Here is a 15,435-nt window from a genome sequence, read left to right on the forward strand (position 1 = left end):
CTTCATCTTTCATCAGTCAATTTAAGGGGTTACGTCAGCCTTTTACGCCGCCATCGGTAAGATTGCCTTTGATAAAGCGCTCAGACAGTGCATACATCAGCACCACCGGCAGCGCGGTCACCAGCGAGGCGGCCATCATTCTTCCCCAGACATAATCCGGTGTACTGAACAGCGTGTTCAGTCCAACAGGCAGGGTGAAATTGGCCGAGCTGGAGAGGAAAATCGAGGCAAAGAGATAGTCATTCCACGCCACCATAAAGCAGTACACAAATACCGAAATGATGCCCGAGATCGCCAGCGGCACGGTGATGTAGAAAATGATTTGCAGCCGGTTGAGGCCGTCCATCATTGCCGCTTCTTCAATATCGTGAGGAATGGTGTCGAAGTAACTTTTCAGCATAAACACCGCAGTCGGTAACGTCTGGACCACCATGGTGATCACCAGTGCAGTCGTGGTGTCGTAGAGTCCCAGTGCCGATATGATTTTAAACAGCGGTACCACCAGCAAAATGCCGGAAAACATGTAGACGGTATAAAAGCTGGCATTGATGGTGACGCGCCCTTTAAAACGCAGCCGCGACAACGCATAAGCGCCAAGGATGCCGAAAAACACGGCGATCACAGAGGCCAGCACCGACACGGTCAGGCTGTTTTTAAAATAACTGAGGAACGGGAAAATTTGCGGGTTGAAAATATCCACGTAATGGTGGAAATCCCACACCTGCGGGAACAGCGTCGGATGGCGGGAAATCGCCTCTTTGCTGCTTTTGAACGAGGTCATCAGCATGATGAAAAACGGAAATAACATCACACCCAGAAAAATCAGCAGGCTGACATAAAAGCCCGCTTTGCGCAGGATCTTGCGGTTAGTTGCTGCCATTGATATTCACCCGTTTTCTGGCAAGAAGAATCACGATAAAGATCAGGGCAAACAGCACCATGGATATGGCAGCGGCTTTGCCTAAATCATTAAAAGCAAAGGCGGTTTTATAGAGATACACACCCAGAATATTGACCTTGTTGGTCAGCAGATAGACGTCAGCAAACATGTAGAACATCCAGATCGCGCGCAGCGTGACCACCGTTGCCAGTACCGGCATGATGGCGGGCAGCGTGACGATGCGGAATTTCTGCCAGGCATTGGCACCGTCCATACCTGCGGCTTCGTACAAGGATTTATCGACGGTCTGCAAAATCGCCAGAAATGAGATAAAGGCATAGGGGAAGTAGCGCCAGATGGCGAACAACACCACCAGAATAAAACTACTGACCGGGTTGTCGAACCACAGCGGGGCATCTCTGAACAGGTGCAACATGTCAGCCCCGATCACATTCACAATGCCGTAGCCATTGTTGAACATGTATTTCCAGGCGAATACCAGCGAAATGGAAGGCGTGACGTAGGACAATATCACCAGCGAACGCGCCGTTTTGCGAAAGCGGAACTGACGGTTAAAAAACAGCGCGACGCCCAGCCCCAGCCCGGTGCTGCCCGCGACGACCAGCGCGGTGTACCAGAATGTCACCCACAGCGAATGATAAAAGCCCGGGTCACTGAGAATGCTGAGGTAGTTATCCAGCCCGACAAACCGGTTATCGAGACGCGGATTCAGCGGGATTTGCAGAAAACTGATCTGAATATTCGACAGCATCGGATACGCCACCAGCAGCCCCAGCAAAAGGATGCTGGGGGCGAGCAGGAGCAGCGCAAACCGACCGTCAGAATGGTTAAATTTACGTAATTTCATCAACTTCCCTGAGAGTTCAGGCTCCTGCGTTTAGCGTTTTTGCATCAGTGTTTCGATACGCTTTTGCCCTTCCGCCAGCGACTGCTGCGGATCCTTCTTCCCGACGGTCACGCTATTGAGCATTTCGCTGAGTACTGCGGAGCCTGTGATATCGCCCATTGCCGCGAAGTTTTTCTCCCCAACGGAACCGAAGACCTGCACGTTAGCAAACTCGTTCACCAGCATTTGTGGCAGCGTGCCAAATGCCTTAATCACCGGGTTGTTTTGCCAGGTGGCGTTACCGGTCACGCCTTTGGTCACCGGTAACGCGGCACCCGGCGACATCAGCACCCACGCCGTGGCGTTATCCGGTTTTTCGAGGAAGCTCACCCACTGTTTGGCAGCTTCACGCTCAGGCGTATCCAGCCCGTTAGAAATGGTCAGTGAGGTGATGGTGCCGTAAACAGCTTTGGATTTTTCGGTCGGCACGGCAAAGCCGAGATCGTCAGCTTTACCTTCGCTGTACACCGCCGGAAGAATATAAGTGGAGTAAATTGCCATTGGCACCGTGCCGTTCATAAAGGCATCTTTGATTTCCATGACATCATTGGAGCCGGGCATGGAGAAGGTGGCAAGCTGACGGTAATAGGCCAGCGCCTGTTGCATTTCCGGCGTATTCACCGTGATTTGCCCCTGAGCATCAAAGACGTTGGCATTATTGGAAAGCGCAAACTGCGAGAAAGCCTGTTCGGTCAGGACACTTTCAGCAGTCGGTAACGCGATGCCGTATTTTTTCCGGGCGGGCTGATTAAATGCCGTGGCAATGCGGGTGATATCCTGCCAGTTTTGCGGCGCGGAAAATCCGGCCTCGGACAGTTGTGATTTGTTGTACCAGATCCCCTGTATCCAGCCGTGGATCGGAACGCCGGTATAGTGCTGGCCCTCTTCCGTGCGCACGATGCGTAATACGCCGGGATAAAACTGGTCTGCACCGATGCCGTCGATCACCTGCCTGATGGCATCACGGTCAATCAGTTGTTCCTGATCCATCACTTTGGCGTAATCGTGACTGACTTCGATAACGGCCGGCAGTGCGCCGGTACGGGCCAGCGTAATCACTTTAGTGTTGTAGGCGTCTTCTTCTACCGGCACCGGTTTAATGGTGATCTGCGGATTTTCCTGTTCAAATTGCGCGATCAGCTGATTAATCACCACCTGACGTTCCTGCTCGACCGAAGAATGCATAAACTCAATGGTAACTTGTTGCTCTTTAACATCCTCACAGGCCGATAAACATAATACGGATAAGACTAACGGGGCTATAAGGATATATTTTCTTTTCATTTTTATATTCATGAAGATTTCCTTTTCTAATTTATAGCCAGCCGAAATCACTGGCCTGTGGAATATCAAACCCTTACGCTATTAAGCATTTAAATAACGACTTCTTTAATGACACAACCAGATATATTGGTAAGCCTTTAATGTTATTTCTCCGTGGCATTCCAAAGAGAGATGGCCAGGTAAAACCTGATAACTCCCCGAAGGGAAATTTATCTGAACAGGTGTTGCGGAAAGGTTGAACAGGCAAACTATTTCTTCCTTACCCTGCCCCCGGGTAAAAGCAAACACACTTTCATGGCATTCAATGACACGCATCGGCGCGCAAGGATGAAATGCCGTTTGTTCAGTCCGGCAGGCGATTAATTTTTTCAGTTCGCAAAATACCCGTGCACGTAATGAATCAGGTTTCGACAATATCTTTTCAATTTCCGTGACACCATATTTTTGCCGGTTAATTGCCCGGTTATGCCCCGCGATTTTTGTGCCCTGAATATCGTTACGTGAACCGAGAATACTTTGAATATACACCGCAGGAACACCGGGGAACGCCAGCAAAATGGCGTGCGCCAGCATGAAGCGCTGCAAACGGATATCATCACCGTCCGCCTGCCGGTTCAGCGCATCCATATAGGTGACGTTGATTTCATACGGACTGGTGCTGCCATCCGGATTATTTTTATACGACACCCGTGCGCCTTCCTGTTGCAGCGCCTCCACCAGCCTGAGGATTTCCGGTTCCGGCAGTAATCCCCGCAACGGATTGAGGCCAATGCCATCATGTGAAGCAAGAAAATTAAAGAAGGTAGTGGCGGGAGTACAGGCATCCAGACCGGCGGCCCAGCGTTTCAGCGTTTCGCCATTTTCACAGTGTATGGCATGCAGAACCAGTGGTGGCAGCGGGAACTGATAGACCATCTGCGCTTCATCACACCCGTTACCGAAGTAACTGATGTTGTCCTGATGCGGCACGTTAGTTTCGGTAATAATCACGGTGCCGGGGGAAACATAATCCACCACAGCGCGGAATAACTTCACCAGTAAGTGCGTTTTGTGCAGATGAATACAGGAGGTGCCGGGTTCTTTCCACATGTAGCCGACCGCATCGAGACGCACATACTCAGCGCCTTCTGCGAGGTATTTCAGCAACACGTCCAGCATATCGCGCAACACGTCAGGATGCGCAAAATTCAGGTCGATCTGATCCGCGCTGAAGGTGGTCCAGACATGGCGGGTTTCGCCATTTTCACAACGGAACGCGGTTAACAGCGGCGACTGTCGGGGGCGGGTCACGCCAGATAAATCACTATCCCCGTTCAGGCTAATAAAATAGTTTTCGTATTTCGGATTACCCGCCAGAAATTGTCTAAACCATTCACTGCTGGCGGAAATATGATTGCACACATAATCAAACATCAGCCGTGAAGATAATCCAAGCTTGCGAACATCTTGCCAGTCCCCCGCCACCGGACTGACTTGCTGATAATCAATTACGGAGAAACCATCATCCGACGAATAAGGATAAAATGGCAGAAGATGCACAATATTAAAAATATCCGCCAGATGACGCTGATAAAAATAATCAAATACGGAGAGTGTTTTTTCTTGTTTGTTTGTGAACTGATCTGCGTAGGTGATCAATACCACATCTTTTTCATCCCATCCCTGTTTGGCAGTATAGGCCATTTCATTTCTGGCAACTTCAATACGTGTAAACAGATCATCTAAAAATACCGGTGACAGTTTCCCGGCATATATGTCTTTCAGTAATCCCTTAATAGCGTCCATGATTCTTCCTTTTCCGTGGGACCGCTCCCACGGAAAAGGAAACTACTCCTGCGTCCGGAAGTTGTCAACGAGGCAAACAGGCCGGAAGAATCAATACAGGGAGAAAAAGAGAATTATTATTGCAATCTGTGAGCAGATTCAAAATAAAGAGGATAAACAAATAAAGGATAAAAAAGCAGGGATTATCCCTGCTTATCCATCTTCTCAACAATCTTCTTCTCGACCTCAAACGGGTCGATACCACGCAGTTGCAGGCGACGGAAACGGATGATGTTAAATCCGTTCATCAACAGAAAACTGCCTTCAATCAGTGAGCCACCAATCGAGCCAAGCCAGATGTTATGCGCTACCCAGCAACACGTAGAGCACCACATAATGCAGCGGGTTGTCAGTCCGCTGGTGCGGAACAGTGCCCAGGTACTGACCACGGTCGCGCCGACGGGCAAGAGTTCCACCCAGTGGTGGGCACGGCTTAGCCCGAGCACCAGCGTCAAAACGATGAAAATCACCATAATCCACTGATTACGGGTACGCAGGGAAATCAGTGTGCGCAGGGAATTGAGTAAGGCGCTCATGCCTGCAGGGGCAGCCCCCATCATCAGAAAATGCACGCCAATAATCGCGCTGTAGGCAGAAAGTTGTTGTTTAAAGCGGCGGTCGCTGCGGTTGAAAAACATTGTGATGCCAACCATAAAGGCCACAACACCCACTGACTGGGCAAACCAGTAATACGTCATTTGTCAGGCGTCTCATACGTGAAATGCTTACGCTGCAAAAGCAAACGGCGCTTCATAATTGAAACGCCGTTTCATTCTAACGAGAAAACTGAACTGTTACAATGTGACACCGCTTTTAAAGATGGCTAATTCGCGGAAATCATTAAGTTCGTTTTTGGCTTTGCGGCCATCAGCGATCGCAACGATCAGATCCACAAATTCACCCAGCAACTGATCCATACTGACATCGTGGATCAGGCGTCCGGCATCAAAATCGATCCAGTGCGGTTTTTTTGCTGCCAGTTCACTGTTGGTGGCCAGTTTCACTGTCGGCACAAAGCCGCCGTAAGGCGTGCCGCGTCCGGTACTGAACAGCACCATATGACAGCCTGCACCGGCCAGCGCACTGGTGGCGACGGCGTCGTTGCCCGGCGCACTTAGCAGATTCAGCCCAGGCATAGTCAGGCGTTCGCCGTATTTGAGTACGTCCACCACCGGGCTTTGGCCCGCTTTTTGGGTACAACCCAGCGATTTTTCTTCCAGCGTGGTGATACCCCCGGCTTTGTTACCCGGAGACGGGTTCTCATAAATCGGCTGATTATGTTCGATGAAGTATTGTTTGAAATCGTTCACCATGTGAACGGTTTTCTCAAACGTACTTTCATCGCGGCAACGGCTCATCAGGATCCGTTCTGCGCCAAACATTTCAGGCACTTCTGTCAGCACGGAAGTACCACCGTTGGCGATCACATAATCAGAGAAACGCCCCAGCAGCGGGTTAGCCGTGATACCCGACAAGCCATCAGAGCCGCCACATTCCAGCCCGAATTTCAGTTCGCTGAGTTTACCGGGCACACGTTTGTCGTCACGCATTACGGCATACAGTTCGCGCAGACGTTCCAGACCCGCTTCCACTTCGTCGTCAAATTTTTGCAGCGTCATGAAACGCACGCGCTCTTCATCGACTTCGCCCAGCGTTTCACGGAATACGTCCACCTGATTGTTTTCACAACCGAGGCCGATCACCAGCACCGCACCGGCGTTCGGATGGCGTACCATGTTTTGCAGCATCGTACGGGTGTTCACATGGTCATCGCCCAGTTGCGAACAACCAAACGGATGCGTGAACAGGTAAACACCATCGGTGCCTTCCGCATCATTGGTCTCTTTAAGGAAACGTGACTGGATCTGACGCGCGATACCGTTGACGCAACCGACGGTCGGGATCAGCCACAGTTCGTTACGGATCCCCACCTGTCCGTTTTTGCGGCGAAAGATCTGCACATCGCGATCCGCCATTTGTTCCGGCAGGCTGGCGAAGTCCGGCTGATACTGATATTCGTCCAGATCGCTCAGGTTAGTTTTGCCGTTTTGCGAATGGATATGCACACCTGGCTCAATCGCCGTCAGCGCATGCCCGATCGGCAGACCGTATTTCACGATGTTTTCCCCCGCCGCAATCGGGCGCAGAGCAAACTTATGACCACGTGCAACAGGCTGAGGCAACACCACGGTGTAACCGCCTGCTTCGACCTGCTCACCCGCGTCGATATCGCGCAAAGCAACGGCGACGTTATCAGCGGTATGGATTTGAATGATACTTTGCATAGTTGCTCTCTTAGCTGTAAGCCGCCAACGCATCGCGCATGCCACGGTCTTCAATTGACTGCAATTGTTCGGTCACTTTTGCCGTCAGACCCGGCACGGTATTCAGATCACGTCCCCAGTGTTCTTCATCCGCCAGCACGGTCTCGACCAGCCCGGCCAGCGGCAGGCTGCCGTTGCGCACGTTGCCCCAAAGTTCGGAGAAACGGCTCAGCCAGTGTGCATCGTCCTGCAGCGGATAAATTTCACCGTTACGTTCGCCACGATAAAACGCCAGCAATGCTGCCAGCGCAAACGTCAGGCGCGGCGGCAGGAGCTGATTCTTTTCCTGGCTCGCCAGCAGTTGCGGCAGAATGCGGGTGCGGTATTTGGTCATACCGTTCAGGGCAATCGACAGCAACTGATGCTGGATGAACGGGTTGCGGAAACGGCTGAGTACCGCCTGGGCAAAGGACGTCAGTTCATCCTGCGGCAAATCCAGCACCGGAGAGATTTCCTCGGCGATCGCCAGTTCGACAAAGCGGCTGATTTGCGCATCATTCATCGATTCGCCCACGGTATTCAGCCCTGACAGGAAGGCCACAGGCACCAGTGCGGTGTGCGCGCCGTTAAGGATCGCCACTTTGCGTTCTTTATACGGTTTGATGTCGTCAACCAGGCGGATATTCAGCGGCAGTTTGTCCAGACGCAGTTCCTGAGCGAGACTTTTTGGCCCCTGGATCACGAACAGATAGAAGTGTTCGGCGCTGTCGAAGAAACTGTCCTGATAGCCCAGTTCTTCCTGCAGGCTGTCAACTTCACTGCGCGGATAACCGGTGACGATGCGGTCAACCAGCGTTGAACAGAAGGTGTTGCTGCTTTCCAGCCACTGAGTAAATGCCGCTGGCAACGCCCACTGTTGTGCGTAACGCAGCACCAGTTCCTGCAATGCTTCACCGTTGTAGTCGATCAGTTCACAGGGCAGCAGAACCCAGCCTTTATCAGCCGCACCGGAGAAATGTGTGAAACGTTCGAACAGTAACCGGGTCAGTTTGGCCGGGAAGCTGGCCGGAGGCGTATCGTCCAGACGGTCACTTTCCACATAGCTGATACCCGCTTCAGTGGTGTTAGAGAACACGAAGCGGATATTCGGATCGTGGGCCAGCGCCAGATACTCATCAAACTGATGGTAGATATTAATTTCACGGTTAACGGAGCGGATGATCCGGGTATCACGCACCGTTTGCCCTTGTTCGTTCAGGCCGCTGATGATGGTGGTATACAGGCCATCCTGCGTGCTGAGTGAAGGCGGGAAGTCGGTGTCAATCGGACGAACCACTACGATCCCGGCATCCAGATCGGTATGTTCGTTCAGCAGGTCGATTTGCCAGTCGACAAACGCCCGCAGGAAATTACCTTCACCGAACTGAATAATTTTGTCCGGATGTTGACGGCCAGGGAAGTCACGGCGATTTAACCTTTGCATCTCACATTCACCTTAATTTGCTCAGACTCCGGTCTTTGAGGGCGGGAAAATTGCCCCGTGGCCGTCGTTGTCTATTGGGATAGTTGTTTGTTATTTAAGTATTTATTTTCAGGAGCGCAGGAACCTGCGCTCCGTCGTACTGCTCAGTTCCTGCAGATCAATTCAGTTCAATCTGGAAATACTGTTTCGCATTATCGAAGCAGATGTTTTTTACCATGCTGCCCAGCAGTTCGATGTCTGCCGGTGCTTCGCCATCTTCCACCCAGCGACCGATCATCTGGCACAGAATGCGGCGGAAGTACTCATGACGCGTATAAGACAGAAAACTGCGGCTATCGGTCAGCATGCCAACGAAACGGCTGAGTAAGCCCAGGTTAGCAAGCTGCGTCATCTGACGTTGCATACCGTCTTTCTGGTCGTTAAACCACCAGCCGGAACCGAACTGCATTTTGCCCGGCATCCCTTCCCCCTGGAAGTTACCGACCATGGTGCCGATCACTTCGTTATCACGCGGGTTCAGGCAATACAGGATAGTTTTTGGCAGGCCACCGGCCAGACCTTGTGCGCCCAGTAATTTAGACAACGGTTCAGCCAGCGGCTGGTCGTTAATCGAGTCAAAACCGACGTCTGCGCCAATCAGCTGGAACATACGGGTATTGTTATTACGCAGCGCGCCAATGTGATATTGCTGTACCCATTCACGACGTTGATATTCAGACGCCAGGTACAGAAGAACGCCGGTTTTGAACTGAGCAATTTCTTGTGCAGTTGGCGTTTCACCACTCAGACGACGGGCCAGAATGCCATCCAGCGTTGCGTCATCCGCTTCACCATAAACCACCACATCCAGCGCATGGTCTGACACTTTGCAACCGTGGGCCGCGAAGTGATCCATACGTTTTTTCAGGGCATCGCGGAGATCGCTGAAACGGGTAATGGACACATCTGCGGCAGCTTCCAGTTTCTTCATGTAATCCACAAAGGTTGCCGCTTCGATGTTGAAAGCTTTGTCCGGGCGCCAGCTTGGCAGCACTTTGATATCAAAAGCGGAATCCAGGGCGACAGCTTTATGATGTTCCAGTGAATCGATAGGATCATCCGTGGTACCGACCATTTTCACGTTCATCTGTTTCATAATGCCGCGGGCAGAAAATGCATCCTGCGCCAGCAATTCATTACCACGTTCCCAGATTTCGCCTGCGGTAGACGGCGAAAGCAGTTTACCGGTGATACCAAACGGACGGCGCAGCTCAAGGTGAGTCCAGTGATAAAGCGGGTTACCGATAGTGTGAGGAACGGTTGCCGCCCAGGCGTCAAATTTTTCGCGGTCGCTGGCATCACCCGTACACATACGTTCAGGCACACCGTTGGTACGCATTGCGCGCCATTTGTAGTGATCGCCTTTCAGCCAAATGTCATACAGGTTTTTGAATTTGTAGTCCTGCGCAATCAGCTCAGGCGGCAAATGGCAGTGGTAGTCAAAAATGGGCTCATCTTTCGCGTAGTCATGATACAGGCGACGTGCGAATTCAGTGTCGAGAAGGAAGTCTTCCGTTAAAAACTGCGCCATCTTAAGTTCCTCATCATCAATTCTGTAGAGTTATCACTCAATGGTGCGAAGTTATCACACCAATTTAAGCTATCGTCCAGTACTTTTTAACGGACAAAAGCCGCTAAACCGCCTGATTTCATTCCAAAAAAACAAACTAATTCTCTGTAAAACAATGGCTTTATCGCCATCAGGTACTGGTGCTTATTATCCTCACAATCAGAGTGTCATTTTGTGATGTCACTCAAACTTTAAATCTGTATGACAAGTTAATTGATGCCCAATGTAATAAAAGTTCGGTGATTCTTTAATTACACCTTTCCCTTCAGCCTGCCCCCGCCCGTGCCACAGCGGAGCACCATCACGTAAGGCTCCGGCGACCGGATGCTCATTTGTCGTACGGATTATCTCTCATAAATGAACAAATAAGGTCGTTCATTAACTGTGCGTTTTAAATGTGATCGTTTCGTAAAGTTGTTACACCAATTACGTTTCGATAATCAGATTGTCATTGTTACTGATGGTTCTAAAAGTGTGAAGCTGATCATGCCAAAGGCCACTTTCATTGTAAAATCAAGTAAATAAGTCTGTAGTTAAAAAACTTACGTAACCACACAATATAAATGTGGTTTTGTGATGTCATTCAAATTTTAAATCTGTATGACAAGTTATCTTTGCATCGCCCGGACAAGAGCGTCAGAGATTACCTGCCACGTCCCTTCGCTGTTGCCCGGGCAAAACACTTCCCGGGTGCAGTCATCCCTGGCGAAGCAGTAATTCTGGTGTTCAGGACGTTCATCGGACACTTACGCACAGATAACAATAACGCAGTGCGTAATAACACGGGCAGCTCCCAGTGAAATCATCTGGCGGCCACGTTCCCGAAAATACTTTAAGGAAGCCAGAACCCCACGCTTGTTCAGGTGGTGCGAAATGCGCCCTGACAGCCTGATGTTGTCATCGCCGGATTATTTACTGGGAGAGAGTTAAATGGGTAAGATTAAAGGGTTACGCTGGTACATGATCGCCCTGGTGACATGCGGCACTGTATTAGGTTATTTGACACGTAACGCCATTGCAGCCGCAGCGCCAACGCTGATGAGCCAGTTAAACATCACCACACAGCAATATTCATACATCATCGCCGCCTATTCTGCCTGCTATACCCTGATGCAGCCGGTCGCCGGTTACGTTCTCGACGTCATGGGCACCAAAGTAGGCTATGCCATGTTCGCCATCATGTGGGCAGTCTTCTGTATGGCGACCGCGCTGGCGAGCAGTTGGGGTGGCCTGGCTATCGCCCGCGGTGCCGTCGGTATGGCTGAAGCCGCGATGATCCCTGCCGGCCTGAAAGCCAGCAGTGAATGGTTCCCGGCCAAAGAGCGTTCTATCGCCGTAGGTTACTTCAACGTCGGTTCATCAATCGGCGGGATGATTGCGCCGCCACTGGTCGTCTGGTGTATCGTGATGCACAGCTGGCAACTGGCCTTCATCATTACCGGTGCACTGAGCCTGATCTGGGCGCTGAGCTGGCTGGTCTTCTACAAGCATCCTAAAGATCAGAAGAAACTCAGCACTGAGGAACGTAATTACATTCTGGAAGGTCAGGAAGCACAGCATCAGACCAACAACGGCAAGAAAATGTCTGCCTGGCAGATCCTGCGTAACCGCCAGTTCTGGGGCATCGCGCTGCCACGTTTCCTGGCGGAACCTGCCTGGGGGACGTTCAATGCCTGGATCCCGCTGTTTATGTTCAAAGTGTATGGCTTTAACCTGAAAGAAATCGCGATGTTTGCCTGGATGCCGATGCTGTTTGCAGACCTCGGTTGTATCCTGGGCGGCTATCTGCCACCGTTATTCCAGAAGTACTTCAAAGTTAACCTGATCGTTTCCCGTAAGCTGGTCGTGACCATGGGGGCGGTTCTGATGATTGGCCCTGGCATGATTGGCCTATTCACCAGCCCTTACGCCGCTATCGCTTTATTGTGTGTAGGTGGTTTTGCTCACCAGTCACTGTCCGGTGCGCTGATCACTCTGTCTTCTGACGTGTTCGGTCGTAACGAAGTGGCTACCGCCAACGGTCTGACCGGGATGGCAGCCTGGATGGCAAGCACCATGTTTGCTCTGGTGGTCGGTGCGCTGGCCGATACCATCGGTTTCAGCCCGCTGTTTGCGGCCCTTGCTGTCTTCGACCTGCTTGGTGCCATCATCATCTGGACAGTCTTGCAGAACCGTTCTGCTGTAGAACCTGTCCCGGCTCCGCTGAAAACCGCGAAAGCCTGAGTTCTTGTTTGTCGGCCCGGTAAGTATCTTTACCGGGCTTTGCTTTTTCTGCCCTTTCTGCGGTGCCTTTCTGTCCAATGTACGGTGCATCAACCTTTCGTAAAACGTATACTGGCACTGGTATAATAAATTTACAGGTCTGTCCGACACTCACTTCTTACAGGTTTCACTACTTTAAAGAGCACTCATATGGAATCCACAGACACCAGACGCCTCTATCAACAACTGGCTGCCACGCTCAAGGAACGCATCGAAACAGGCTTATATCCGGTTGGCGAGAAGCTGCCCGCCGAACGTCTGATTTCCGATGAAATGGATGTCAGCCGCACGGTCGTGCGTGAAGCGATTATCATGCTGGAAGTTGAAGGTTATGTAGAAGTCCGTAAAGGGTCGGGAATTCATGTGATGTCCAATCAACAGCGCCACCTTGTGGTGACCGATTGTGGCAGCGAGTTTGGTACCGCCGGTCCGTTTGAGCTGTTACAGGCACGTCAGTTGATTGAAAGTAACATCGCTGAATTCGCCGCCACGCAGGTCACAAAGCAAGACATCATGCGTTTGATGGAGATTCAGGAGCATGCGCGCCAGGAAGACCGCTTCCGCGATTCCGAATGGGATTTAAAATTCCACGTGCAGGTGGCACAGGCCACGCAGAATAATGCCCTGGCGACTATCGTGGAAAAGATGTGGAGCCAGCGTTTGCATAACCCGTACTGGCGCAAACTGCATGAGCACATCGATGAGAAGTCTATTGAGAGCTGGTGTGAAGAACATGATCTGATTTTGAAAGCCTTGATCCGCCGTGATCCGCACGCCGCCAAACTGGCGATGTGGCAGCATCTGGAAAATACCAAACAAATGCTTTTCCGCGCCACCAGCGATGATTTCGAGTTCAACGTAGACCGTTATCTTTATTCAGAAAACCCGGTTGTTCATCTCGATCCGCCGCTACTGAATACTAAATAAATTCCCCTTAAGGCAGGTTAATTCCCCCAACCTGCCTTTTTCCAGCTTCTGCTTTCTCCCCGTCAATCCTGTCAGGCACTGTCGAGTAGTGTCAGTCAATGTAAAACCCTTTTCCATAATGTGCTTCAGACTTAAATGATCGGTCTCAACACGCTATATTTACCTGTCTGAGTTATTGTTATTTTGTTACAGTTAGACCACTTTTTTTACCCGTTCAGGCCCGGTTAAACAGGCGCCGGGACGCGTAAATCCCCGAAGAACTCATGACCAGAAGCCCGCCAGGGAAAAGGCGACCTTATCAGTAAAACAGGCAGCGTCGAGACGAATTCTCCGCTGATGTCTTTCGCTGACCCACTGAAAATGATGGAGTTTTACTACACCGATGGAAATTATCAGTTCACTTATCGATGCCCTCTGGCAGCAAGATTATAAAACTCTGGCTAATCCGCAATTAGTCTGGGCGTTGTACCTGATTTTATTCATGATTATTTTTCTGGAAAACGGTTTGTTGCCTGCGGCTTTTTTGCCGGGCGACAGCCTGCTGATCCTGGTGGGCGTGTTGATCGCCAAAGATGCCATGAATTTCCCCCTCACCATTTTCCTGCTGACCAGTGCGGCCAGCCTCGGTTGCTGGCTGAGTTACGCTCAGGGAAAATGGCTGGGCAACACCCGAATAGTACAAAGCTGGCTGGCCCATTTACCTGTGCATTATCATGAACGTGCGCACGCACTTTTCCATAAACACGGTCTTTCCGCCTTGTTAGTCGGGCGTTTTCTGGCCTTTGTACGTACACTGCTGCCAACCATTGCCGGGCTGTCAGGCCTGAGCAACAGCCGTTTCCAGTTTTTCAACTGGGCCAGCGGGTTGTTGTGGATCCTGATCCTGACCTCGCTGGGGTATTTCCTCGGTAAAACCCCGCTGTTCCTGAAGTACGAAGATCAGGTGATGAACTGCCTGATGCTGCTCCCTGTCCTGCTGCTGGTCGGTGGCCTGGTCGGTTCGATTGTCGTGTTGTGGCGCAAAAAACACGCAGACCGACAGAACAAAGGCAAGAACGCATAATGAAGCGCAGATTGCTCAAACGTTCATTTATCTGGCCTGTGCTGCTCATACTGCTGGCCGCCGCCGCTATGATCGGGCTGGCAGTATCACGTCTGCCGGCACCGGCCGGCGCGCTGCAAATCCGCCCCGCCAGAGCGGGCATCTCCTTACCTGATGGTTTTTATGTATACCAGGGGCTGAGCCAGCACGGTATCCATATTAAAAGCATTACGCCACTGGATGATGCTTTGGTGGTGCAACTGGACACCGCCTCACAACGCAAAATGGCCGAAACCGTATTACAGGACATTTTGCCAGCCGGATTCATCATCCGGTACTACGAACCTCCGCATGATAAAACCTGGATGGCTAAACGGGATCTTGACCGCATCAAATTTGGATAAGAAAACGCGCAGGATTTGTCTCATATCACCGCCTGTTCAGCGGTGATATGATTTAGACGCTACACATTCAGAAAAAAATCATTAATGGAATTAAGTGCCACACTCACTTAAACGTCAAAAGGAAACCTGACGATGAAAATCACGCTATCTGCCCTCACGCTTGTTCCTGCATTGCTGTTCACCACAGCCGCTTTTGCCGCACCTCAGCCGGAAAGTTGTGTAACCAAACAACAGGAAATCCAGAAACAAATCGGCGAAGCCCGTGCGCATAACAACCAGAACCGCATTGACGGTCTGGAGAAAGCATTACGTGAAAATAAAGCGCATTGCACCGATGCAGGTCTGAAAGCTGAAAACCAAAAACGTGTTGATGAAAAACGTGAAAAAGTTGCCGAACGTGAGCAGGAGCTGAAAGAGGCTCTGGCCAAAGGCGATCACGAAAAAATCCTCAGGAAACAGCAAAAACTGGAAGAAGCGACGTCAGAACTCAAAGAAGCGGAAGGCCATTAATCGCTTTTCAGCCTGACAGATTTTATCTCATGCCACAGC

Annotated in this window: 13 protein-coding genes; 5 read left to right on the forward strand and 8 right to left on the reverse strand. The window is 50.9% G+C overall.

Annotation, left to right across the window (positions count from 1 at the left end):
- Nucleotides 1–34 precede the first annotated feature (34 nt).
- From ACOZIO_RS17330 to uxaC, 8 genes are all read right to left on the reverse strand, one after another.
- Nucleotides 35–880, reverse strand: a complete 846-nt coding sequence (locus tag ACOZIO_RS17330; protein ID WP_217138187.1) for a carbohydrate ABC transporter permease — start codon at nucleotides 878–880, stop codon at nucleotides 35–37.
- Nucleotides 867–1,748 carry a carbohydrate ABC transporter permease gene (locus ACOZIO_RS17335; RefSeq protein ID WP_129954679.1) on the reverse strand — a complete coding sequence of 294 codons (882 nt, stop codon included), beginning with the start codon at nucleotides 1,746–1,748 and terminating at the stop codon, nucleotides 867–869. Before ACOZIO_RS17335 ends, ACOZIO_RS17330 begins: the two co-directional genes overlap by 14 nt.
- 30 nt (nucleotides 1,749–1,778) lie before the next feature.
- Entirely contained in the window at nucleotides 1,779–3,071 is a 1,293-nt protein-coding gene (locus ACOZIO_RS17340; protein ID WP_217157861.1) for an ABC transporter substrate-binding protein, read from the reverse strand.
- Between the two features lie 105 nt (nucleotides 3,072–3,176).
- On the reverse strand, nucleotides 3,177–4,856 hold the full coding sequence (locus ACOZIO_RS17345) for an alpha-amylase family glycosyl hydrolase (RefSeq protein WP_421595540.1): 1,680 nt from the start codon (nucleotides 4,854–4,856) through the stop codon (nucleotides 3,177–3,179).
- 182 nt (nucleotides 4,857–5,038) lie between these two features.
- The gene (locus tag ACOZIO_RS17350; RefSeq protein ID WP_129954682.1) at nucleotides 5,039–5,593 is read right to left on the reverse strand and encodes a YgjV family protein; all 555 of its coding nucleotides are present in this window, start codon (nucleotides 5,591–5,593) and stop codon (nucleotides 5,039–5,041) included.
- A 96-nt stretch (nucleotides 5,594–5,689) separates the two neighbouring features.
- Nucleotides 5,690–7,180 carry a UxaA family hydrolase gene (locus ACOZIO_RS17355; RefSeq protein ID WP_129954683.1) on the reverse strand — a complete coding sequence of 497 codons (1,491 nt, stop codon included), beginning with the start codon at nucleotides 7,178–7,180 and terminating at the stop codon, nucleotides 5,690–5,692.
- 10 nt (nucleotides 7,181–7,190) lie between these two features.
- Nucleotides 7,191–8,642, reverse strand: a complete 1,452-nt coding sequence (locus tag ACOZIO_RS17360) for a tagaturonate reductase (RefSeq protein WP_129991994.1) — start codon at nucleotides 8,640–8,642, stop codon at nucleotides 7,191–7,193.
- A 157-nt stretch (nucleotides 8,643–8,799) separates the two neighbouring features.
- Nucleotides 8,800–10,212 (reverse strand): glucuronate isomerase, encoded by a 1,413-nt coding sequence (gene uxaC, locus ACOZIO_RS17365; protein ID WP_129954685.1) that lies wholly within the window; start codon nucleotides 10,210–10,212, stop codon nucleotides 8,800–8,802.
- A 969-nt stretch (nucleotides 10,213–11,181) separates the two neighbouring features.
- Here uxaC and ACOZIO_RS17370 point away from each other — a divergent pair.
- The 5 genes from ACOZIO_RS17370 (at nucleotide 11,182) to ACOZIO_RS17390 (ending at nucleotide 15,396) form a co-directional block, all read left to right on the forward strand.
- Nucleotides 11,182–12,474 carry an MFS transporter gene (locus tag ACOZIO_RS17370; protein WP_129954686.1) on the forward strand — a complete coding sequence of 431 codons (1,293 nt, stop codon included), beginning with the start codon at nucleotides 11,182–11,184 and terminating at the stop codon, nucleotides 12,472–12,474.
- A 189-nt stretch (nucleotides 12,475–12,663) separates the two neighbouring features.
- Entirely contained in the window at nucleotides 12,664–13,440 is a 777-nt protein-coding gene (gene exuR, locus ACOZIO_RS17375; protein WP_129954687.1) for a transcriptional regulator ExuR, read from the forward strand.
- 382 nt (nucleotides 13,441–13,822) lie between these two features.
- On the forward strand, nucleotides 13,823–14,503 hold the full coding sequence (locus tag ACOZIO_RS17380) for a DedA family protein (protein ID WP_129954688.1): 681 nt from the start codon (nucleotides 13,823–13,825) through the stop codon (nucleotides 14,501–14,503).
- Nucleotides 14,503–14,886, forward strand: coding sequence for an EnvZ/OmpR regulon moderator MzrA (gene mzrA, locus ACOZIO_RS17385; RefSeq protein ID WP_217138183.1), 384 nt, complete (start codon nucleotides 14,503–14,505; stop codon nucleotides 14,884–14,886). Before ACOZIO_RS17380 ends, mzrA begins: the two co-directional genes overlap by 1 nt.
- A 132-nt stretch (nucleotides 14,887–15,018) precedes the next feature.
- A complete protein-coding gene (locus ACOZIO_RS17390; protein ID WP_129954690.1) occupies nucleotides 15,019–15,396 on the forward strand; it encodes a DUF1090 domain-containing protein in 378 nt (125 codons plus the stop codon).
- Nucleotides 15,397–15,435 lie beyond the last annotated feature (39 nt).

The organism is Rahnella sp. PD4 (assembly GCF_049199325.1).
Taxonomy (GTDB): domain Bacteria; phylum Pseudomonadota; class Gammaproteobacteria; order Enterobacterales; family Enterobacteriaceae; genus Rahnella; species Rahnella perminowiae.

Bases quoted from the DNA above. Each gene is read 5' to 3' on its own strand.
- ACOZIO_RS17330 (WP_217138187.1), bottom strand. From the start codon at position 880: ATGGCAGCAACTAACCGCAAGATCCTGCGCAAAGCGGGCTTTTATGTC.
- ACOZIO_RS17335 (WP_129954679.1), bottom strand. From the start codon at position 1,748: ATGAAATTACGTAAATTTAACCATTCTGACGGTCGGTTTGCGCTGCTC.
- ACOZIO_RS17340 (WP_217157861.1), bottom strand. From the start codon at position 3,071: ATGAAAAGAAAATATATCCTTATAGCCCCGTTAGTCTTATCCGTATTA.
- ACOZIO_RS17345 (WP_421595540.1), bottom strand. From the start codon at position 4,856: ATGGACGCTATTAAGGGATTACTGAAAGACATATATGCCGGGAAACTG.
- ACOZIO_RS17350 (WP_129954682.1), bottom strand. From the start codon at position 5,593: ATGACGTATTACTGGTTTGCCCAGTCAGTGGGTGTTGTGGCCTTTATG.
- ACOZIO_RS17355 (WP_129954683.1), bottom strand. From the start codon at position 7,180: ATGCAAAGTATCATTCAAATCCATACCGCTGATAACGTCGCCGTTGCT.
- ACOZIO_RS17360 (WP_129991994.1), bottom strand. From the start codon at position 8,642: ATGCAAAGGTTAAATCGCCGTGACTTCCCTGGCCGTCAACATCCGGAC.
- uxaC (WP_129954685.1), bottom strand. From the start codon at position 10,212: ATGGCGCAGTTTTTAACGGAAGACTTCCTTCTCGACACTGAATTCGCA.
- ACOZIO_RS17370 (WP_129954686.1), top strand. From the start codon at position 11,182: ATGGGTAAGATTAAAGGGTTACGCTGGTACATGATCGCCCTGGTGACA.
- exuR (WP_129954687.1), top strand. From the start codon at position 12,664: ATGGAATCCACAGACACCAGACGCCTCTATCAACAACTGGCTGCCACG.
- ACOZIO_RS17380 (WP_129954688.1), top strand. From the start codon at position 13,823: ATGGAAATTATCAGTTCACTTATCGATGCCCTCTGGCAGCAAGATTAT.
- mzrA (WP_217138183.1), top strand. From the start codon at position 14,503: ATGAAGCGCAGATTGCTCAAACGTTCATTTATCTGGCCTGTGCTGCTC.
- ACOZIO_RS17390 (WP_129954690.1), top strand. From the start codon at position 15,019: ATGAAAATCACGCTATCTGCCCTCACGCTTGTTCCTGCATTGCTGTTC.